Origin of the sequence: Paenisporosarcina cavernae (genome assembly GCF_003595195.1) — a bacterium.
In the GTDB taxonomy this organism is placed as follows: domain Bacteria; phylum Bacillota; class Bacilli; order Bacillales_A; family Planococcaceae; genus Paenisporosarcina; species Paenisporosarcina cavernae.
In genome coordinates this window covers 1,780,308-1,800,338 of sequence record NZ_CP032418.1, presented here as the reverse complement: position 1 = coordinate 1,800,338, position 20,031 = coordinate 1,780,308, and the positions used below count along the sequence as shown (strand labels likewise).

Here is a 20,031-nt window from a genome sequence, read left to right as displayed (position 1 = left end):
ATGCTGAGGAACTTATTTCCGAATGTCGATTGGGCAGATATGTGGGAAGCAACTTGGGAAACTATCTATATGACGGGAATTGCGACAGTGTTCACGTTTGTCATTGGGTTGTTGTTAGGGATTATTCTTTTCCTGACAAGTCCTTATCAAGTTTGGGCTAATAAAATCGTGAATTTCTTAACTGGCTCATTAGTGAATATTTTTCGTTCGGTTCCGTTTATCGTCTTGATCATTTTACTTATCCCATTTACAAAGTTTTTAATCGGAACGATTCGTGGACCAGATGCTGCACTTCCAGCGCTCATTATTGGAGCGGCTCCATTTTACGCACGCATGGTGTTACTTGCTTTACGTGAAATCGATAGAGGTGTCATTGAAGCGGCGAAATCGATGGGAGCTACAACGGGGACGATTATCCGCAAGGTTTTATTCCCAGAGGCGTTACCAGCATTATTGTCTGGTATTACGGTCACAGCAATTGCATTAGTAGGTTATACCGCAATGGCAGGAATCATTGGAGCGGGAGGACTTGGAAATCTCGCCTTTTTAGACGGTTTCCAACGGTCAAGAGAAGATGTCACATTAATGGCAACGATTCTCATTTTAGTGATTGTGTTTGTCCTTCAATGGATTGGTGATTATTTCACTGCAAAAGTGGACAAACGATAAGTTGGTGTTTACGGGGGTTTCCCGATCACATAAATAATAGAAGAAAAGGGAGAGTTAACGCATGAAGAAATTTGTAGCAGGAATATTATTAACAGGGTCTGCATTAGCCCTAGCAGCTTGTGGTTCTGAATCAGGAAGTTCTGCTGAAGGCGGAAACAAAGAATTGGTTGTCGGAGCATCGAACGTTCCACATGCAGAGATTTTAGAAGAAGCAGTACCTTTATTAGAAGAAAAAGGAATTGAGTTGAAAATCGAAACATACCAAGACTATATTTTGCCGAATAAAGATTTAGAGTCTGGTGATTTAGATGCAAACTATTTTCAACACATTCCATATTTAGAATCGCAAAATGAAGAGAATGGGTATGATTTCGTGAATGCAGGTGGAATTCATATTGAACCAATCGGTGTGTATTCGAAAAAATACGAGTCTTTAGCTGACTTACCGGAAAATGCGACAATTTTAATCAGTAATTCTGTTGCAGACCACGGACGAATCTTATCTATGCTTGAAGCAGAAGGTCTAATCAAATTAAAAGATGGAATTGATAAAACAAAAGCAGAAGTGAAAGACATTGTGGAAAATCCAAAAAATCTTCAATTCGATGCAGAATATGAAGCGGCACTACTTGTTCAAATGTATGAAAATGAAGAAGGCGACGCAGTATTGATCAACTCTAACTACGCAATTGATGCAGGGTTGAACCCATTAGAAGATTCCATCGCAATTGAAAGCTCGGAATCGCCATATGTGAATGTCATTGCAGTTCGCAAAGGTGACGAAGACAAAGAGGAAATTAAAGTATTAGTTGAAGTGTTAACTTCCAAAGAAATTCAAGATTTTATCCTGGAAGAGTGGGGCGGTTCAGTCGTTCCTGTTGGGAAATAATTTCTTCGAATTTGGGAATACTATAGATAAATGGAAACAAGTAGAGATCCCCCCTCTGCTTGTTTTTATTTTTTTGAAATAGTTAAAAATATTAGAATATATGATTTATTCATTTAATTACAACAATTAGCAATTCTATTGATAGGGTAAATTTACTATGATAGGATAGTTTTTGAACGTTAATTTGTAAAAAAAAGGAGAACGACACCATGAAAAAACTTGGATTTTTAGTAATTGCAGCATCTTTATTATTAGCTGCTTGTAACGACGACAAAGAAGCAACTAACACTTCAAACAATGAAACTGCTTCAGAAGAAACGTCAAATGTTTCTGGTGATATGATGAAATTCTATTTTTCTGTATCAAAAACAATCAACCAAGCAGATGCTGACCTAAATGCTTTCGAAGGCGCTCAAGCAAAAGAAGAGCTTCCTGAAGGTGACGAGCTTGCAACAATGAAAGAAGCGGCAAAAACTTCTGCACTTGAAACGAAATCAGCGATTGAAGGTTTAGAAATTCCTGCTGAGTTAGATGCTCAAAAAGCAGACATCGAAGCAGCATTAACTGACTTTGCAAATGCATACCAAATGAAAGCAGACGCTTTAGAAGCATCAGCAGATGCAAACCTTGAAGCGGCAAACGAAGCAATGGTATCAGCTGACGAAAAATTAAATAAAGTATTAGAAGATACTGGCTTAGCACCATCAAGCATTACTAACGAAGTATCCGCTTAATAAGTCTTATGACAAATGTCCCCTTTTTAAAAAAGGGGACTTTTTTTGTTTAACGCTTCATGAGTCGGGTACTTATAACGTGTGATGGAAAGAACACTCTACATATATTGTAGAGAAAAACCGAAAGGAATGATTCATTATCCAATCACTGGATTTTAATTACACGGAAAAGATGGACCAAGCATTTAGAAGTAGACATGGATTTGGAATCGTCGATTATCAAAGCGATCCAGCACTATTAGAACGAGTTGAACAACGTCGAGAACGCGATTATACGAATGGATTAAAAGTTGCCGCTCAAATGGAACGTTATGCACATCGTGAAATGAAATAAGAACATCTGCCTTGCCTAGAAATTAGGGAAGGCTTTTTTATATAGATTTGAGAAAGCGGAGGGGAAATTATTAAAAGAATAATCGATTCTCGGGGTGAGGCAATCATTTCTCGGGGTGAGGCGATCGATTTCTCTGGATGTGACGATCGATTCTCCAATCTGGTTTCTCTTATTCGGTAAAGCATCTTCGAATTCCGTGTGAATGAAAAATATCCTATCTTTAACTTCCTAATAAAATCTCTTGCAATCACACTCTCCAATGAAAAGTCCCCTTGTTTTATGCAAACTTTTTCGATTGTTTGCTGATTTTTATTCTCAATTACTTAGAACGTATTGAAAATGGCTAAAACACTTTGAAAATAGGATTTTAAACGCTAGGACTTACCGTCTAAATGATTTGCAAGGGGTTTGTATTTCAGTTAAGATTAGAATGATACTAAATAAAGAATGGGTTATTCCGTTCATTTTCAATAATGGAGGTAGTTGTATGTCAACTTTAGTAATTCAAGATCTTCATGTTGCCATCGAAGGCAAGGAGATTTTAAAAGGTGTAAACCTTTCAATTAATACAAATGAAATTCATGCGATTATGGGACCGAATGGTACTGGTAAATCGACGTTAGCGTCTGCGATTATGGGACATCCTAAATATGAAGTAACTTCTGGTACAGTGATGCTGGACGGCGAAGATGTATTGGAAATGGAAGTAGACGAGCGCGCGAAGGCTGGTTTATTTTTAGCAATGCAATACCCAAGTGAAATTAATGGAGTTACCAACGCTGACTTCTTACGTTCTGCTATGAATGCTCGTCGCGAAGAAGGCGATGAAGTGTCATTGATGAAGTTCATACGTCAATTAGATAGTAAAATGGACTTTTTAGAAATGGATCAAGATATGGCGCAACGTTATTTAAATGAAGGTTTCTCAGGTGGGGAAAAGAAACGTAACGAAATTCTTCAATTAATGATGTTAGAACCGAAGTTTGCGATTCTTGATGAAATTGACTCTGGTCTTGATATTGATGCATTGAAAGTTGTGTCAAAAGGTATTAATGAAATGCGTGGAGAAGGGTTTGGTTGTTTAATCATTACTCACTACCAACGTTTACTTAACTACATCACGCCTGATCATGTTCATGTAATGATGCAAGGTCGCGTAGTGAAATCTGGCGGACCAGAGCTTGCACATCGTTTGGAAGCAGAAGGGTACGACTGGGTTAAAGAAGAATTAGGTATTGAAGACGAAACTGTAGGGCAAGAAGCATAAGAGAGGAGACTTACACAATGACGGTTGAAACAAAGCAAGTCTATACCGAACATGATGTACGCTCCTATTCCCAATCACTAGGTGAACCTACGTGGTTTGCAGAATATCGTGTACAAATGTTACAAGAAGCACAAACTTTACCATTACCAACACCAGATAAAACGAAAATCGACAAATGGAATTTTACAGATTTTCCTGTTTATACAAAGCGTGCAGAGATGTATTCTTCATTCGAAGAATTACCTGAAGAAGTAAAATCGATTACATCTGAATCGCAAGCTTCTTTATATGTGCAGCGTAATAATACACCAGCTTATTTAAAAGTAGCTGAAGCGCTAACTTCACAAGGAGTAATCGTAACGGATATTTTCACAGCACTTCGCGAACATGGAGATCTTGTGAAAAAGCATTTTATGACAACGGGTGTAAAAGCTACTGAACATAAACTTACTGCGCTACATGCAGCGTACTTAAATGGTGGAGCCTTCATCTATGTACCGAAAAATGTAGAAATTGCGGAACCGATTCAAGTGATTTATTTACACGATGACGCGGAAGCAAGTTTGTTCAACCACACATTAGTAGTGGCGGAAGCGAATAGTTCGGTTGTGTATGTGGAAAACTACTTGTCTACTGTGGATCATGCGCAAGGACAAGCTAATATTGTGTCCGAAGTAATTGCGGAAGATAATTCCTCTGTCACTTTTGGTTCAGTTGATGTATTAGCAGAAGGATTTACAACATATGTTAACCGTCGTGGAGTTGCAAATCGTGATGCACGTATCGAATGGGCACTTGGTTTAATGAACGACAGTAACACTATTTCCGAAAATGTCACGCACCTAGTTGGTGACGGTTCTTACGCGGATACAAAATCCGTTGTAGTTGGACGTGGCAAACAAAAGCAAAACTTTACAACGAAAGTAATTCACTGGGGTAAAAACTCCGAAGGATATATCTTAAAACACGGTGTCATGAAAGATGAAGCTTCTTCCATCTTTAATGGAATTGGGAAAATCGAACACGGAGCAACAAAAGCGAATGCAGAGCAAGAATCTCGTGTGTTAATGCTTTCTGAAAAAGCGCGTGGAGATGCAAATCCGATTTTATTAATCGATGAGGATGACGTAACTGCAGGGCACGCTGCTTCTGTTGGACGTGTTGATCCGCTTCAACTTTACTATTTAATGAGTCGCGGAATTTCGAAACAAGACGCAGAACGTCTTGTCATTCACGGATTCTTAGCGCCAGTTGTGAACAAACTGCCGATTGAAGGCGTGAAAAAGCAGCTGACGGAGGTAATCGAAAGGAAAGTGCGATAATGATCCAAAAGGACATTAAAAGTTATTTCCCGATTTTAAATCAAGAAGTCAATGGATATCCGCTGGTTTACCTAGATAGTGCGGCCACTTCTCAAAAGCCAATTCAAGTAATTGAGGCGATTGAAAAGTATTACAAGATGGACAACTCCAATGTTCATCGAGGCGTTCACACACTAGGTAATCGAGCGACAGAAGAATATGAAGGCGCAAGGGAAACTGTTCGCCAATTTATCCGCGCGTCAAGTACAGAAGAAATTATCTTTATGCGCGGAACGACTACTGCTATTAATACGGTAGCTTCAAGCTACGGTAAAGCGAATGTGGAAGAAGGCGATGAAATTGTGATTTCCTATATGGAACATCACTCCAATATCATCCCTTGGCAACAGCTTGCGAAAGAAAAAGGCGCGATTCTAAAATATATCGATTTGGAAGAAGATGGCACTCTTTCGCTAGAAAAAGTGCGCGCTACGATTACGAATAAAACAAAAATTGTTTCGATTATGTATGTGTCCAATGTACTTGGAACCATGAATCCGATCCAAGACATTGCTAAAATCGCCCATGAACATGGAGCGGTGATGGTAGTGGACGGAGCGCAGGCTGCACCTCATGTGAAAATTGATGTGCAACAATTAGATTGTGACTTTTTCGCTTTCAGTGGACATAAAATGTGTGGACCTACTGGTATCGGTGTTTTATATGGTAAGAAATCACTTCTGGAGCAAATGGAGCCGGTGGAATTTGGCGGAGAAATGATCGATTTTGTTGGGTTGTATGAATCGACATGGAAAGAGCTTCCTTGGAAATTTGAAGGAGGCACGCCAATTATTGCAGGTGCTGTAGGATTAGCAGCAGCGATTAAGTTCTTAGAAGAAATCGGATTAGATACGATTGAACGTCATGAACATGCAATGGCAGCATATGCAATGGAACGTATGCAAACGATTGATGGACTGACGATTTACGGTCCGAAAGATCCGGAAAAACGTGCAGGATTGGTGACGTTTAACTTATCGGATGTCCATCCTCACGATGTTGCAACCGTTCTCGATATGAACGGTATTGCGGTTCGAGCAGGTCACCACTGTGCACAACCACTGATGAAGTGGCTAGACGTCTCAGCGACTGCTCGTGCAAGTTTCTATGTATATAACGATGAAGCAGATATCGATCGCCTTGTAGATGGACTTCAGTCAGCAAAGGAGTATTTCAACGATGTCTATTAATCAAAATTTAGATCAATTATACCGTTCTGTTATTATGGATCATTATAAAAACCCTCGCAACAAAGGGTCGATAGAAGATGGTGCAGTAACGGTAGATATGAATAATCCAACATGTGGAGATCGCATTCACTTAACGCTTTCTGTTGAGGACGGCTTAGTGAAAGAAGCGAAGTTCGATGGTGAAGGGTGTTCCATTTCCATGTCATCAGCATCCATGATGACACAAGCAGTTAAAGGAAAGCCGATTGAAGAAGCCTTAAATCTATCCAAGATTTTCTCGGATATGATGCTTGGGAAAGAGTACGATGATTCGGTTGACTTAGGTGATATTGAAGCTTTATCTGGCGTATCTAAATTTCCAGCACGTATTAAGTGCGCAACACTTGCTTGGAAAGCGATGGAAAAAGGCGTTAAGGAAGAACAATAAATAGAACGGAGGAATAACGATGGCGAAAAAAATGCCTGAAATCGGAGATTACAAGTATGGTTTCCATGACAAAGATGTATCGATTTTCCGTTCAAAACGTGGGTTAACTCGTGAAATTGTAGAACAAATTTCTACAATGAAAGAAGAACCTCAATGGATGTTAGATTATCGATTAAAATCACTAGAGATTTTTTATTCCAAACCAATGCCTCAATGGGGCGGAGATTTGACTGGGTTAAACTTCGATGAAATTACGTATTACGTAAAGCCGTCTGAAGCGACGCAAAAATCATGGGATGAAGTTCCAGAAGAAATCAAACGTACATTTGACAAGCTTGGAATTCCAGAAGCAGAACAAAAGTATTTAGCTGGTGTTTCTGCACAGTACGAATCAGAAGTGGTCTACCACAATATGAAAGAAGATTTAGAAGAAATGGGTATCGTCTTTAAAGATACGGATTCTGCGCTTCGTGAAAATGAAGACATCTTCAAAAAGTACTGGGGTACAGTTATTCCGAACTCGGATAATAAATTCTCTGCATTGAACTCAGCTGTTTGGTCCGGTGGATCATTCATTTACGTACCGCCAGGTGTAAAAGTGGAAACTCCATTGCAAGCTTATTTCCGTATTAACTCGGAAAACATGGGTCAATTTGAGCGTACACTGATCATTGTTGATGAAGGCGCACACGTACATTACGTTGAAGGATGTACAGCACCTGTCTATACAACGAACTCTTTACACAGTGCGGTAGTAGAGATTGTTGTTAAAAAAGACGCATACTGCCGTTATACAACGATTCAAAACTGGGCAAACAACGTGTATAACCTAGTGACGAAGCGTACGATTGTTGAAGAAAATGGTACGATGGAATGGATTGATGGAAACATCGGTTCTAAACTGACGATGAAATATCCAGCGTGTATTCTAAAAGGTGAAGGCGCTCGCGGTATGACATTATCGATTGCTTTAGCAGGGAAAGGTCAACACCAAGACGCTGGTGCGAAAATGATTCACTTAGCGCCAAATACGTCTTCCACGATTGTATCGAAATCCATTTCGAAACAAGGCGGTAAAGTAACGTACCGTGGTATCGTTCGCTTCGGTCCGAAAGCTTCTGGAGCGCGTGCAAACATTGAGTGTGATACGTTGATCATGGACAATCAGTCTACATCGGATACGATTCCTTACAACGAAATTTTAAACGACAATGTTTCATTAGAACACGAAGCAAAAGTGTCGAAAGTTTCTGAAGAACAATTATTCTACTTGATGAGCCGTGGTATTTCAGAAGAAGAAGCTACAGAAATGATCGTTATGGGCTTCATCGAACCATTCACAAAAGAACTTCCAATGGAATATGCGGTAGAAATGAACCGTTTAATCAAGTTCGAAATGGAAGGTAGTATCGGATAGTAAAAACATAGGTATCACAAGGGGTTTGAATTATTTCAATCTCCTGTGATACCTTTTTGATACCATTTTTTCGTTTTTTGTATCATCAAATGCTTTCATTGCTTCGTGTTTTCTCTCAGTATATAGATGACCATAAGTATCTGCTGTTTCACTTATTGTTGCGTGTCTCATTAATTGTTGAACCAAGTAAACGTCTATTCCATTATTAATTAAATGCGCTGCGTAACTATGACGTAGATCATGTATTCTTATACCCGTGAATACTTGTTTAAATTTTTTATGAAAGTGTGAATAGTGATAGGGTGAAGGACCACCAAAAATGTAATAGTCTTCGTTAAATCCGAAATGCTTCTTCTCGCAAATTCCTTTTAATTTTATCAACATTCTTAAAACAGAATTGTGTAGTGGTATTATTGCAGTGCTGGATTTAGTTTTAGTTGGTCCAGGCACTCTTTTAGAAATATCCAGCGACTTATTAATATTTAATTCGCTCTTGAATAAATCTACATCAGACCATTTTAAAGCTAAGGCTTCTCCAACTCTTATCCCAGTGTAAAACATCAAGATAGTCATTTCTTTATAATGATTCATATCTAACTGTTCAACTAATTCATCAAAGTGCTCTCTTCGGAGATAATTGTGAGAGGTTTTTTTCCTCGGCATAGGTGGAACTTTTAGGGTAGGATCCACTCGTAAACCGAAAAATTTAATAGCATGATTTATGATGACTTTGAAATTAGAGTAAATAGTTCGCGCTGTTTCGGCTGAAGCAAGGTTTTGCTGTAAATACTTTTGAAACTCAATAACTTGATTAGAGGTAATATCTTTGATTTTCATATGTCCAAAAAACGGATGAATATGTTTGATGTATTCATTTTTTCTTCTACTTACAGTTTTGGGAGAGTATACTTTGTATTCAATATTGTGGGTAAATATTTCTGTTACAGTCGAATTGGAACTCATCACATTTTCAATACTGGTTAAAAATTCTGCTTCCGCTAACTTTGCGTCTCTTTTACTTTTAAAACCTCTTTGAAGTTTTTGTTTATTAGCTCCAAAAACATCTTTGTATCGTGTTTTGAAATACCAGGTCTTTCTTTCTTCATCCTTGTAAACAGGCATGTATTATCCTCCTTTCTAATAATCATAGTTTTTAAATGCTCCTATTACTTTCCCGGAAATCTCAATTGGAGTTTTTGTCATGTCATAAGTTTTAGGTAGATGCTCTATGTTTTTAGATAAAGGAATTAGTGTAATATAATTTCCTTCAATCACTATTCTTTTAACTGTTGCTTCTTCATGATCAACCAAGACAACTGCAATATTTCCACTTTTTACATCTGCATCTTTATCCACAAGAACTAGGGAACCATCATTAAATTCCTGATCCATACTGTCCCCTTTGATTTTCAGATAAAACATAGTTCTATTTTGAATTCCGTGAGTAATTGGTGGTGCAGGAGCATAACCAATAATATTTTCTTCAGCAAGAATTGGCGTACCAGCTGCAGCAAATCCAGCAATCGGGAGCATTGTATTAGGTACACTTGCAGTAGCACCATTTAATTCTAATGACATTAGTTCACTTGGCGAAACAGAGAAAAAGTGAGCTAAATACTGTAGATCTCTCCCTTTAGGCTCAGCACCTTTTTCCCACCGAGAAATTGTGCTTTTATTAATTTTTAAATCATACCGCTTGTTTAACTCTTCGGCTAACTCTTCCATTGAATATCCAGCACCTAATCTTAATTTTTTTAAAACTGTTTTAAAAGCCATACAGAAATCTTCCTTCCTATAAATAACTAATTTTTAGTATGCCTTAATTGTTGCGAATATGCAACCTATTATTAAAAATTATTTGTTTTGTGTTGACATTGCAACATTTAATAGGATAAGATGTTTGTAGAAAGTTGCAATAATGCAACGAGAAAGGAGGAACAGAGTCGATGCCGATTAATGGTTATCCCAAATTTAAGTCGTATTTAGTTGAGTTTGGTATTAGACAAGAAGAAGTAGCTGAAATACTTGGAATGTCTAGAGAAAAGCTTAATACTATTTTGAATGGAAGACGTAATGCGGACTTTTCAATGTCAGAAATCATAGTACTTGCTGATCGATTTAAATGGTCTCCTGAGGATGTTGATCGTATTTTTTTTACTCAAAACGTTGCAAATATGCAACGGTAGGAGGAATATTATGAAACATTTTTACAACACAAAAGATGTTCAAAAATTACTTGGCCTTCATTCATTGCGAGTAGCCCAAATGAGAGTGAAAGCAATGAATGATGAGTTGAAAGAAAAAGGTTATTGGACTGAAAGCGGTAAAGTGCCAGTTTTGTATTTTCATGAAAAATATCCATACATTCCAAAAATAGTAAGTGAGGTAGTCTAATGAACGTTTCGAAGAAAGTCATCGAAATAAGAACAAGTGAGATAGCATCGAAGCTACGCAAGCTAAATGATCGTGAGCAAAGGCAGTTCTCAGCATTATTAAATTGTCTTCTAGCAAACAAAGAAGAGTCAATCCGATTCTTAGATACTTTTGAAGATGCATTAGACTACTCAACAAAAGAAAAGTCCCCACAGGTTGCTGGAACAACCACTGAGGAAAATAGGTTAGGTCAATTATGTAAATCAATTGATGAATTTGAGACTGCTGACGGAAGAAAGAAAACAGGAGTGCTTTCTTTTAACCCTCTAGATCCTAATTAAATATCAAGGTTTGTTAACAACTATAAAAATAATGACACTAGGAGGAATAGGGCATGGAAACACCAAGTGAATACGCGGGGTTATCTCGTGAAGATGTTCTTAAAGCATTAGCTGAGTGGATTGTTAGTGTGTCGTTGAAAAAAGAACAAGCAACTCCAGAAGAGATTCAGGCTCTTCCAAAAGTTGCTCATGTGTACTTAGAAAATTACTCGATCACTCAAATTAACAAATTATCTGAAGAATTCGAACCAGAGACTTCTGAAGGTAAATGCCACGGCGAATTAGCAAGTCCTGGAACTAAATAAACATATTTTTATTCATATACTCCCACATATCACGCTTAAGAACACCATATTTGTTGTTTTTAACTTCAATTACTAGCCATTTATCGTCAGCGTCAACTTTCGCCTTAATGGCATTTGATATTTCTTGTGCAGACAAGTAGGACTCGATTAAAAATACAGAAGCAAGCGGTCTACACCAAACTCCGGTGGAACAAGACTTAATTGCTTCGGCTACACCGTCATAATTTTTATCTTTGTCCATTAGATCGTAAGAGATTAAGTAAGTAGTCATGTTAACACCTCCCCTCTACATGAGATAGGGAAATTATACCAAAGAAAAGAGGTAGAAGAATGAATCAATTACAAAACGTATTCCAGTTTCAAAACAACGAATTACGCACACTGCAACAAGGTGAAGAAATCTGGTTTGCTGCAACTGATGTTTGCGAAGTCCTTGAAATTAAAAATGTTACTCAAGCGTTGCAACGACTAGATGAAGATGAACGGTCTATGTTCAACATAGGGCGTCAAGGTGACACAAATTTCGTAAATGAATCAGGACTTTACAGTTTGGTTTTAGGAAGTCGTAAGCAAGAGGCAAAAGATTTTAAGCGGTGGATCACGAAGGAAGTCATTCCCTCTATTCGAAAAACGGGCTCCTATCAACAGAAACAATTAACTCCTGCCGAGTACGCATTGCTCCAAGCACAGAACATGGTGGAAATGGAGAAAAAGTTAAACGAACAAGAAGGTCGTATCGGAAAAATTGAAACAGAACAACACAACATTAACGAGATTATTGGCTTATCGGTTGTCGAGTGGCGCAAGAAAATCACTGGAATATTAAATCGAATTGCTCAAGCGCAGGGCGGTTACGACATGTTCAAAGAGATTCGCAATGAAAGCTACAAAATTCTTGAAGATCGCGCGAAGTGTAAGTTAAGTATTCGAGTGACGAACAAGCAAAAAAGTAATGGCACTTAATGGAGTCGCTAAGTCTACTGTAAACAAAGTTTCTAAACTAGATGCGATTGCAGATGATTCACGTTTAACCGAAATCTATCTAGCTATCGTGAAAGAATTGGCCGTTAAATACCGAGTGAATGTGGAGAACATCTCATGATGAAAAGAATTGAGAACTACTTATTTGTAGAACCGCTGTCCAAAACAGAGAGACGTTTTTTCCTGATCGCAGCTATCATTCTTGTATTAATCTTGTACAGCCAAATCTCCATTTTTATCGAGAATTTATGAGAGTAATAATGTCAGAAAAAACAGTTCGAATAGCACCAATTAAGAAGTTGCCAAACAATGAGTTCATCGTACATTTCCAACGACACTTTGAACCTGTTGTCGGTGAATTGGAACTTCGATTAACGCAGAAGGAATTAAAAGAAATGCTCGATTTTCAACGAGAATATTGTAAGCACTGGGGTTATCGTCTAGTGGTTGATTTTACTAGGTTAGAGGACGAATCGAAACAAATCCTTGAGAGGGGGTGAGAAAGTGGAACAGGAGTATTACTTATGGGAAGCGCACTTTGAGGATGGCTTTAACAAAACAATCGAGCTTGTGTACACGAAAGACACAAATCTATCATCTGTCGTGTAAGTAATGGACGAGCATTTAGCAGAAGGATATGAAGTGAAGAAAGTGATTTTTAAAGGGACGACAGAGCTATTGGTACAAAAATAGCCCACTGCTACCAACAGTGGACCTAAAACTAAAGAAGTCCCCTATAGAATACAACATTCTTTCATAAGGGGCAAGGAGGCAGGCATTTGAAAACGATTAAATTACTCTCAATGGAGTTAGAGAACTTCAAAGGGATTAAAAATTTTTCGCTAGTTCTAAATGGTAATTCAGTCAATGTCTACGGTGATAATGCGGTTGGTAAATCTACGTTATTTGATGGATTTGTGTGGTTACTTTTCGATAAGGATTCGCATAACGTCAAGGATTTTTCTATTAAGACACTAAATGCTAACGGTAACGAGCTACACAACTTAAATCACTCTGTACAAGGATTGTTTGAAGTTGATGGTACCGAAGTTGAATTGAAGAAAGTCTACAAGGAAGTGTGGACTCGGAAACGAGGATCTGCTGAATCTACATTTACAGGACATGAAACGGATTACTACATCGATGGTGTGCCAAAGAAGAAAAAGGAATACACCGAATTTGTCGATTCCATTGTGAAAGAGGATTTGTTCAAGCTGATCACTAGCCCAACATTTTTCAATGAGCAGCTGAAATGGAAAGATCGTCGTGACATTCTCCTGACGATCAGTGGTGATGTGACAGATGAAGAAGTATTTGCCACAAACAAAGAACTAGCTGCACTACCTATTTTGTTAAAAGGACGCGCGATTGACGATCATCGTAAAGTCATTGCCGAACGTCGAAAAAAAATAAATGAAGAGCTACTAACTATTCCAGTAAGGATTGATGAAATCACGAAATCTATTCCGGAAAGCAATGAAAACCTCGATGAATTAAAAGGTGAAGTAGCTGGGATTCAATTGCAAATTGACCAGGCAAACAACCAAATCAATAACATTCGTAATGGTAATTCTGTGAAAGAAAAAGAGCTTCAAATAACGGAACTAACTCAAACATTAAGAACGTTCGAGCAAGAGTTTACGAATGAAGAAACAAAAGAATTACGCGAAAAACAAGCAAAATGGCAAGAAGCAGAACAGAATGTTCTATTTGGGCAACGTGAAATCCAAAAACATGAAGAAGAGATCAAGTGGGTAAACGAGAACATTCAGAAGCTTGATCGACAAATGGAAGAGCTAAGAAATCGCTGGAATTATATTGATCAAGAACGCTTTGAATTTCACGGAAATACAGAGTGCCCAACATGTGGACAGGCTCTTCTAAAAGAAAGAGGGGATGAGGTTGAACAAAAAGCACTTGAGGCATTCAATTTTAATAAATCAAATCGTTTACAGGCAATTTCGGCGGAAGGTAATGCATTGAAAGAACGAAAACTATCCCTTGTAGATGACTTGCATATACAAACTGAAAATCTCGAAAAATCTCGACTAATTTTCATTGATTTGATGCATGATGAACAAAACCTTGCGAACGATTTAGATGCTCTTGAATCGAACGTGAGAGACGTAAAAGAAGAACCCGAATACAAAAATCTTCAAGCACAAATTGATGAATTAAAAAGTGCGATTCAATCGGAAAAAGAAGAATTGGAAGAAGTGGTTCAGGGCATCCAGTCAGAAGTTGCAGATCTAAGAAGTGAAATGCGTGAGAAGAATGCAATCATCGCAGCACAAGCTAATGTCGACAATTTGAAAGCTCGTATTCAGGACTTAACCGAAAACGAATCGTTACTAGCTGCAGAGTTCCAGAAGCTAGATCACGAGTTGCATTTAACCGAGGAATTCATTCGAGCGAAAGTGGACCTCTTAACCGACAAGATTAACGGCAAATTCAAGCTAGCAAACTTTAAATTGTTTGAGAACCAAATCAATGGTGGTCTTCAAGAAGTGTGCGAAACAACTTACAACGGAGTCGATTACAGTTCGTTAAACAATGCGATGCGAATCAATGTCGGACTGGATATAATCCAAACTCTATCAGAGCATTACGGCATTTATGCGCCAATATTCGTGGACAATGCGGAGGCGGTAACGAAGCTAAATGTTATCGATACACAAATCGTTTCGCTGATCGTTAGCGAGCAAGACAAAACTTTACGTGTGGAGGAAGCAAAATGAAAAAAAGCGTTGATCACGTTAAAAAGTTAATTGAAAATAATTTGCCGAAATTAGAATCGGAAATTCATGAAGTCCAGGAACTAATTACAAGTTACGCAAACGTAATTGAAAACGAAAAAGTTAAATTGAATCATTTAAAAGAAAAAAGAAACCAATACATTTCATATTTGGAGGAATCAAAGTGAGACAAATAAAGTTCCGTTTTTGGGACAAAAAGTATAACCAATATTTCAAACCAATACACGAAGCTTATAAAGGTGGATTGGAAGATATTACTATTGGGTTACAAGGAGACTTGATATTGAGAACAATGTCGGATCCCGCGATTCATCAATCAGTTTTTCCTGAGCGATTCGGTCCCCTACAACAATACACCGGACTTAAGGATAAAAATGGTGTAGAGATTTTTGAAGGTGATATAGCCGAGGTCAGAAATTCATTTGGGACTTTACTTTATACAGGTGAAATTGATTTTGTTTTCGGTTCATTTGGAATTAAGAATAAAGGTTCCTTATACGAAACGCCAAAATTTTCATATCTCTTAGTAATCGGAAACATATACCAACATCCACACTTTTTGGAGGAATCAAGGTGAGACAAATTAAATTTCGTGTTTGGGATAAGGATTGTAAAAGCATGCATGTTTGCGGAACTGATGTGCACGACGCAATTTCTTTCGATTCCGATAATTTAGCTTATTATTACAACCTCCAAAATGGTGAAGGAAGCTCTCCTGATGGTACGGGTACCTATGCACTCATGCAGTACACAGGACTACAGGATAAGAACGGTGTGGAGATTTATGAAGGGGATATTGTTAGTTTTGTGGATTTCGACACAACTGGCGGACATAGAGTTGATAAATATTTTGTCGGAGTAGTCAAATATCAAAGTGGCATTTATGAAATTTGGAATAATTACGACTCGGAGTTTTACGGATCAAATGGTGCGTTTATTCTGAATTACGTTTGGTTGCAAGATGATGAATTTGAAGTCATCGGCAATATCTACAGAAATAAAAACTTACTGGAGGAATCACAATGAGCGAATTAGCACTAATCAAGAAAGATACGGTTGATATCGTCGCAAACAAAGTGAAGGAATTTCAGGAAGCAGGAGAGTTACATTTCCCAGCTGACTACAGTCCAGAAAATGCCATGAAATCAGCATGGCTGATGTTACAAGAAATCAAAACAGGCAAAAACGATGGTTACAGACCAGCACTGCAGGTTTGTTCTAAAGATAGTATCGCCAACAGTTTGCTAGATATGGTCGTCCAAGGATTAAATCCGGCAAAGAAGCAAGGTTATTTCATCGTTTATGGAAAAACACTGACATTCCAACGTTCTTATTTCGGAACAATGGCTGTAACAAAACGAGTGACCGGCGCTAAGAGTATTGATGCCCAAGTCATTTACGAAGGCGACGAGGTTGATTATGAAATGGTCAACGGACGAGTTCGCAATCTCTCACACAAGCAAAAGTTTGGTAGTCAAAACAAAGCTATTATCGGAGCATACTGCACGATTATTGAACAAGACAATAATGTATACACAGAAGTTATGACAATTGAAGAAATCGAAAAATCATGGGGACAATCAAAACAAAATCCAAAAAGTGCTGATTCAACACATAGCAAGTTCCCACAAGAGATGGCCAAGCGTACAGTAATCAATCGAGCATGTAAAAAACTGATGAACACATCGGATGATAACTCGCTTGTAATGACACATTTCCGTGCATCAGACGAGAAATTACAAGATGCTCAGCTGCAAGAAGAAATTCAAACGAATGCAAATAAAGAAGTTCTGGATATGGATGACTACGTGAACAAGGAAACAGGAGAAATTTCAGAACCTTTTGAGGAACAAATTGAAGATGGGGCGGAACCTGAACCTGTTTTTGAATCAGAATCGAATGGACCTGGTTTCTAATGATTGATATCAAGACAATCGCCACTGGGAGCAAAGGTAACTGTTATTACGTAACAGATGGTCACACGCCATTGCTCCTAGAAGGTGGCGTGTCATTCAAACAAGTACAGAAAGCATTGAACTTTCAAACGGCAGATATTAAAGGCTGCTTGATCACGCATGAACATAACGATCATGTAGGCGGTTTAAAGAGTTTTCTAAAAGCTGGCATTGATTGTTATATGAGTCCAGGAACGGCAAAAGCAATCGACTTACAACACCACCGAATTCATGAACAAAAGGCGAAACACCTATTCAAAATCGGCACATGGACTATTTTAGGTTTCGATGTGCAGCATGATGTTTCTGAGCCATTTGGATTTATCCTGATGAACGAGAAAAAAGAAAAATTATTGTTCGCCACAGATACCTATTACATCAAGTATCAGTTCAAAGGCATTACACATTTAATGCTCGAGTGTAACTATTGCCAGTCGGTGTTGGATGCAAATAACAAGTCTGGCCGATTACCAAAAGGACTCCGCCAACGCATTATGAAATCGCATTTCAGCCTTGAGAATGTGCTCGATTTTTTAAGGGCGAATGATTTATCGGTCTTGAAAGAAATTTGGTTATTGCATCTTTCCGATAGTAATTCAGATGAGCAATTAATACGTGATGAAGTTGCAAAAGTTACAGGCAAACTAATTCACATTCCGTAAATAAATGTAAATGAAAGGCAGGGGAGCAAGTTGGGAGGGTGGATTAAATTACATCGACAACTGACAGACAAACCAATTTGGACTGGTTCCACTCCAGAACAAAAAGTGATCTTAATCACCCTGCTCACAATGGCGAACCATAGAGAAAAAGAGTGGGACTGGAAAGGAAAGCGATACAAAGCAGAACCAGGTCAATTTGTTACTTCCTTACCATCCATCGCTGAAAGAGCAGGTAAAGGAGTGACGATACAGAACGTCAGGACTGCTCTAAAACGTTTTGAAAAATACGAATTTCTAACAGACGAATCAACAAAGCAAAATAGACTTATAACCATTGTGAATTGGGCGATTTACCAACAACAAGAAAATGAATCAACAGACGAACTAACAGTCAATCAACAGTCAACTAACAGTCAACTAACAGTCAATCAACAGACGACTAACAGTCAACTAACAGCTAACAAGAATGTAAGAACTAAAGAAGGTAAGAATGTAAAGAATTTAGAGAGATTAGAACCGAATGCTTTCCAAATTTTCGAATCTGAAGGTTTCGGTACAATCAGCTCATTTATTGCTGAGATGTTAGGTTCACTAATTGACGATTTCGGAGAAGACCAGGTTATTCAAGCAATGAAGGAAACACGTGTGAATGGATCAACCTCTCTAAATTACACTAAATCCATCTTAATCAATCAAAACAAGAAACGAGGGATGCACAATGCTTCAAACAGTAGGACAAGCTCTGGAATCTCTCCTGAAGAGTCGGCCAGAATTAGCGAAACGAATGAAAGACGCAAACGCCTTGCTGGAAACGAATCCGGTCGAAATTCTCACTATTCCTTCTGACAAGTGTCCACATCGTTCCTGTGATGGTTCGGGATGGATTTGGAAAAAAGATTGGTCGAAACGAACACCTGAATTTCGAGAAGAATCGGATGAATGGCAGGAGCCCTGTGCTTGTTATGAACAGCGCAAAAAACAAAACGAGATTTCACGAAAGATTGATCTATCAGGAATCCCTTTTATTTTTCGGGAAGCGACTGTCCGTTCGTTCGATCCTTTGCTCTATAAATCTCAAAAGAGTATTGATACGGCAACAATTGCGAAACAAGCTGCCGTTAAATTTATCGAAAACTTTGAAGAGATGAAAAACGCAGGGAAAGGATTGTATCTATTTAGTGAAAAGAAGGGTTCAGGAAAAACGAGACTTGCATCAAGCATTGCTAATGCACTCGTTAAAGTGCATGGAGTAGATATCGCTTTTCTAAAGGCGAACGATTTACTCTCACAAATTAAAAAAACATTCAGCAATGAAATCTCCACATCGGAGATTGATATTATTCAAGTCTTTCGAAAAGTGGAGGTACTTGTTATTGATGACATTGCGATTGAAAAACCTAGTGAGTTTGCAGAGCGAGTTTTCTTCGACATCGTGGATTATCGACTGGAACATAAGAAAGTCACTTTCTTTACATCAAACAAAACTATTGAAAATCTGGCGAAGATTTACAAAGAAGGACGTGTTCATTCTCGCATCAATAAGATGTGTTTAGAACTGTATCTGCCAGAAGAGTCTATTCGTGACGATGAAGCAGAAAAAGAGAATGCAGACATCGAGAAAATCTTATTCGGACAGGCAGGAGATTGAATGAATGCATTACTCAACCAAATGATTCTAGCAGCTGGACTCTGGAAAGAACACAAGCAGGAGATATTCCAAGAGCAATTCGAAAATCACTTAACGAACTTCTGTTTTACGTATGGCTTTAGTCGAGAGAAAGCAGAAGAAATATTACTCAACTATATCGAAGAGGGGGAAGTGTCGTGCGCAACCGTCGAAACATCAGCGGTAACTTAAAAACGATTCAAAGCAACCAACGAGACTTTTTCATACAGGGATTACGCTCCATGGGCATCACAGAAACTCCTGAAGGTCGTCCCATTGGAAGCATGCCATATCACGAGCTTTTACATTTAACCACTATTGAGCGCATTAAACGAGATCACGAGCAGGAGAACGAGGTGCCGAATGAACAGGTACTCTGAGGACTATCGCAATACCAGCTCGAAAGAAATGTACGAGATTGAGAAAGAAGCGTATCTTGTCAGCCAATTCTCTTCGACTTTTGTGAATAAGCAAGGTAAATCAATCCGCCACGCATTTGTCTTTGTGGTCAATCGGGGTCGAGGGTTTGGTGATTACAAAGCTGTTCGAAGACAAACGACAGATGGGGATGAGATTAAACGGATCCCACGAATCTTGAAAAAGAAAATGGCAGTGGAGCCAAGCGAAGAGTTAGCAAAACGATTAGCGCATGCTACTTACATCGAAAGCTTGTATGACTCATGCTTCAAAAACTGGTAGGAGGT

Annotated in this window: 31 protein-coding genes; 28 read left to right on the top strand and 3 right to left on the bottom strand. The window is 38.4% G+C overall.

The genetic code is table 11. The annotated features are described in order from the left end of the window. The 9 genes from D3873_RS09240 to sufB all read left to right on the top strand — a co-directional run bounded on the left by D3873_RS09240 (position 1) and on the right by sufB (position 8,288). Complete coding sequence (locus tag D3873_RS09240; protein ID WP_119883765.1) at positions 1-669, top strand: methionine ABC transporter permease; 669 nt, start codon at positions 1-3, stop codon at positions 667-669. Between the two features lie 61 nt (positions 670-730). After that, positions 731-1,558, top strand: coding sequence for a MetQ/NlpA family ABC transporter substrate-binding protein (locus D3873_RS09235; RefSeq protein ID WP_119883764.1), 828 nt, complete (start codon positions 731-733; stop codon positions 1,556-1,558). A 209-nt stretch (positions 1,559-1,767) separates the two neighbouring features. After that, entirely contained in the window at positions 1,768-2,292 is a 525-nt protein-coding gene (locus D3873_RS09230) for a hypothetical protein (RefSeq protein ID WP_119883763.1), read from the top strand. A 172-nt stretch (positions 2,293-2,464) separates the two neighbouring features. Continuing rightward, positions 2,465-2,626, top strand: a complete 162-nt coding sequence (locus tag D3873_RS13425) for a YuzK family famiily protein (protein ID WP_162920177.1) — start codon at positions 2,465-2,467, stop codon at positions 2,624-2,626. A gap of 487 nt (positions 2,627-3,113) precedes the next feature. Next, positions 3,114-3,893, top strand: coding sequence for a Fe-S cluster assembly ATPase SufC (gene sufC, locus D3873_RS09225; RefSeq protein ID WP_119883762.1), 780 nt, complete (start codon positions 3,114-3,116; stop codon positions 3,891-3,893). A 17-nt stretch (positions 3,894-3,910) separates the two neighbouring features. Further along, positions 3,911-5,215: a Fe-S cluster assembly protein SufD gene (gene sufD, locus D3873_RS09220; protein ID WP_119883761.1), complete on the top strand. Its 1,305-nt coding sequence runs from the start codon at positions 3,911-3,913 to the stop codon at positions 5,213-5,215. After that, complete coding sequence (locus D3873_RS09215) at positions 5,215-6,444, top strand: cysteine desulfurase (RefSeq protein WP_119883760.1); 1,230 nt, start codon at positions 5,215-5,217, stop codon at positions 6,442-6,444. Before sufD ends, D3873_RS09215 begins: the two co-directional genes overlap by 1 nt. Beyond that, complete coding sequence (gene sufU / locus D3873_RS09210; RefSeq protein WP_119883759.1) at positions 6,434-6,871, top strand: Fe-S cluster assembly sulfur transfer protein SufU; 438 nt, start codon at positions 6,434-6,436, stop codon at positions 6,869-6,871. Before D3873_RS09215 ends, sufU begins: the two co-directional genes overlap by 11 nt. Before the next feature lie 19 nt (positions 6,872-6,890). Then, on the top strand, positions 6,891-8,288 hold the full coding sequence (gene sufB / locus D3873_RS09205; protein ID WP_119883758.1) for a Fe-S cluster assembly protein SufB: 1,398 nt from the start codon (positions 6,891-6,893) through the stop codon (positions 8,286-8,288). A gap of 30 nt (positions 8,289-8,318) precedes the next feature. On the opposite strand, the gene D3873_RS09200 is transcribed toward sufB, so the two are convergent. Together D3873_RS09200 and D3873_RS09195 are read right to left on the bottom strand one after the other, a co-directional pair. Then, positions 8,319-9,410, bottom strand: coding sequence for a site-specific integrase (locus tag D3873_RS09200; RefSeq protein ID WP_119883757.1), 1,092 nt, complete (start codon positions 9,408-9,410; stop codon positions 8,319-8,321). A 15-nt stretch (positions 9,411-9,425) separates the two neighbouring features. Continuing rightward, positions 9,426-10,064, bottom strand: a complete 639-nt coding sequence (locus D3873_RS09195) for a LexA family protein (protein WP_119883756.1) — start codon at positions 10,062-10,064, stop codon at positions 9,426-9,428. Between the two features lie 170 nt (positions 10,065-10,234). On the opposite strand from D3873_RS09195, the gene D3873_RS09190 reads away from it, so the two are divergent. Genes D3873_RS09190 through D3873_RS09175 form a run of 4 tightly spaced genes read left to right on the top strand, consistent with a single transcriptional unit; the run spans position 10,235 to position 11,307 of the window. Continuing rightward, a complete protein-coding gene (locus D3873_RS09190; protein ID WP_119883755.1) occupies positions 10,235-10,474 on the top strand; it encodes a helix-turn-helix domain-containing protein in 240 nt (79 codons plus the stop codon). 10 nt (positions 10,475-10,484) lie between these two features. Beyond that, positions 10,485-10,682 carry a hypothetical protein gene (locus tag D3873_RS09185; RefSeq protein WP_119883754.1) on the top strand — a complete coding sequence of 66 codons (198 nt, stop codon included), beginning with the start codon at positions 10,485-10,487 and terminating at the stop codon, positions 10,680-10,682. Next, a complete protein-coding gene (locus D3873_RS09180) occupies positions 10,682-11,002 on the top strand; it encodes a hypothetical protein (protein WP_119883753.1) in 321 nt (106 codons plus the stop codon). The genes D3873_RS09185 and D3873_RS09180 overlap by 1 nt, the downstream gene beginning before the upstream one ends. 53 nt (positions 11,003-11,055) lie before the next feature. After that, positions 11,056-11,307 (top strand): hypothetical protein, encoded by a 252-nt coding sequence (locus D3873_RS09175; RefSeq protein ID WP_119883410.1) that lies wholly within the window; start codon positions 11,056-11,058, stop codon positions 11,305-11,307. On the opposite strand, the gene D3873_RS09170 is transcribed toward D3873_RS09175, so the two are convergent. Further along, positions 11,300-11,578 (bottom strand): hypothetical protein, encoded by a 279-nt coding sequence (locus D3873_RS09170; RefSeq protein WP_119883409.1) that lies wholly within the window; start codon positions 11,576-11,578, stop codon positions 11,300-11,302. The two genes, D3873_RS09175 and D3873_RS09170, sit on opposite strands and share 8 nt — an antisense overlap. Before the next feature lie 59 nt (positions 11,579-11,637). On the opposite strand from D3873_RS09170, the gene D3873_RS09165 reads away from it, so the two are divergent. The 15 genes from D3873_RS09165 to D3873_RS09110 all read left to right on the top strand — a co-directional run bounded on the left by D3873_RS09165 (position 11,638) and on the right by D3873_RS09110 (position 20,026). Beyond that, a complete protein-coding gene (locus D3873_RS09165; RefSeq protein ID WP_119883408.1) occupies positions 11,638-12,270 on the top strand; it encodes a BRO-N domain-containing protein in 633 nt (210 codons plus the stop codon). Next, positions 12,260-12,409, top strand: a complete 150-nt coding sequence (locus D3873_RS13420) for a hypothetical protein (RefSeq protein ID WP_162920161.1) — start codon at positions 12,260-12,262, stop codon at positions 12,407-12,409. Before D3873_RS09165 ends, D3873_RS13420 begins: the two co-directional genes overlap by 11 nt. After that, positions 12,406-12,540, top strand: coding sequence for a hypothetical protein (locus D3873_RS13640; RefSeq protein WP_274379948.1), 135 nt, complete (start codon positions 12,406-12,408; stop codon positions 12,538-12,540). Before D3873_RS13420 ends, D3873_RS13640 begins: the two co-directional genes overlap by 4 nt. An 8-nt stretch (positions 12,541-12,548) precedes the next feature. Beyond that, complete coding sequence (locus D3873_RS09160) at positions 12,549-12,788, top strand: hypothetical protein (protein ID WP_119883407.1); 240 nt, start codon at positions 12,549-12,551, stop codon at positions 12,786-12,788. 279 nt (positions 12,789-13,067) lie between these two features. Beyond that, positions 13,068-15,026, top strand: coding sequence for a hypothetical protein (locus D3873_RS09155; RefSeq protein WP_119883752.1), 1,959 nt, complete (start codon positions 13,068-13,070; stop codon positions 15,024-15,026). Beyond that, positions 15,023-15,211, top strand: coding sequence for a hypothetical protein (locus D3873_RS09150; protein WP_119883751.1), 189 nt, complete (start codon positions 15,023-15,025; stop codon positions 15,209-15,211). The genes D3873_RS09155 and D3873_RS09150 overlap by 4 nt, the downstream gene beginning before the upstream one ends. Then, complete coding sequence (locus D3873_RS09145) at positions 15,208-15,621, top strand: YopX family protein (protein ID WP_162920176.1); 414 nt, start codon at positions 15,208-15,210, stop codon at positions 15,619-15,621. The genes D3873_RS09150 and D3873_RS09145 overlap by 4 nt, the downstream gene beginning before the upstream one ends. Further along, a complete protein-coding gene (locus D3873_RS09140) occupies positions 15,618-16,070 on the top strand; it encodes a YopX family protein (protein WP_119883749.1) in 453 nt (150 codons plus the stop codon). Before D3873_RS09145 ends, D3873_RS09140 begins: the two co-directional genes overlap by 4 nt. Next, on the top strand, positions 16,067-16,960 hold the full coding sequence (locus D3873_RS09135; RefSeq protein WP_119883748.1) for a recombinase RecT: 894 nt from the start codon (positions 16,067-16,069) through the stop codon (positions 16,958-16,960). The genes D3873_RS09140 and D3873_RS09135 overlap by 4 nt, the downstream gene beginning before the upstream one ends. Next, on the top strand, positions 16,960-17,661 hold the full coding sequence (locus D3873_RS09130) for an MBL fold metallo-hydrolase (RefSeq protein WP_119883747.1): 702 nt from the start codon (positions 16,960-16,962) through the stop codon (positions 17,659-17,661). The genes D3873_RS09135 and D3873_RS09130 overlap by 1 nt, the downstream gene beginning before the upstream one ends. 30 nt (positions 17,662-17,691) lie before the next feature. Next, positions 17,692-18,507: a DnaD domain-containing protein gene (locus D3873_RS13585; protein ID WP_119883746.1), complete on the top strand. Its 816-nt coding sequence runs from the start codon at positions 17,692-17,694 to the stop codon at positions 18,505-18,507. Further along, positions 18,446-19,309, top strand: a complete 864-nt coding sequence (locus D3873_RS09120) for an ATP-binding protein (RefSeq protein WP_238473853.1) — start codon at positions 18,446-18,448, stop codon at positions 19,307-19,309. Before D3873_RS13585 ends, D3873_RS09120 begins: the two co-directional genes overlap by 62 nt. Further along, complete coding sequence (locus D3873_RS09115; RefSeq protein ID WP_119883744.1) at positions 19,310-19,519, top strand: hypothetical protein; 210 nt, start codon at positions 19,310-19,312, stop codon at positions 19,517-19,519. Continuing rightward, positions 19,486-19,707 (top strand): hypothetical protein, encoded by a 222-nt coding sequence (locus D3873_RS13415; RefSeq protein ID WP_162920175.1) that lies wholly within the window; start codon positions 19,486-19,488, stop codon positions 19,705-19,707. Before D3873_RS09115 ends, D3873_RS13415 begins: the two co-directional genes overlap by 34 nt. Continuing rightward, positions 19,691-20,026 carry a hypothetical protein gene (locus D3873_RS09110; protein WP_119883743.1) on the top strand — a complete coding sequence of 112 codons (336 nt, stop codon included), beginning with the start codon at positions 19,691-19,693 and terminating at the stop codon, positions 20,024-20,026. The genes D3873_RS13415 and D3873_RS09110 overlap by 17 nt, the downstream gene beginning before the upstream one ends. Positions 20,027-20,031 lie beyond the last annotated feature (5 nt).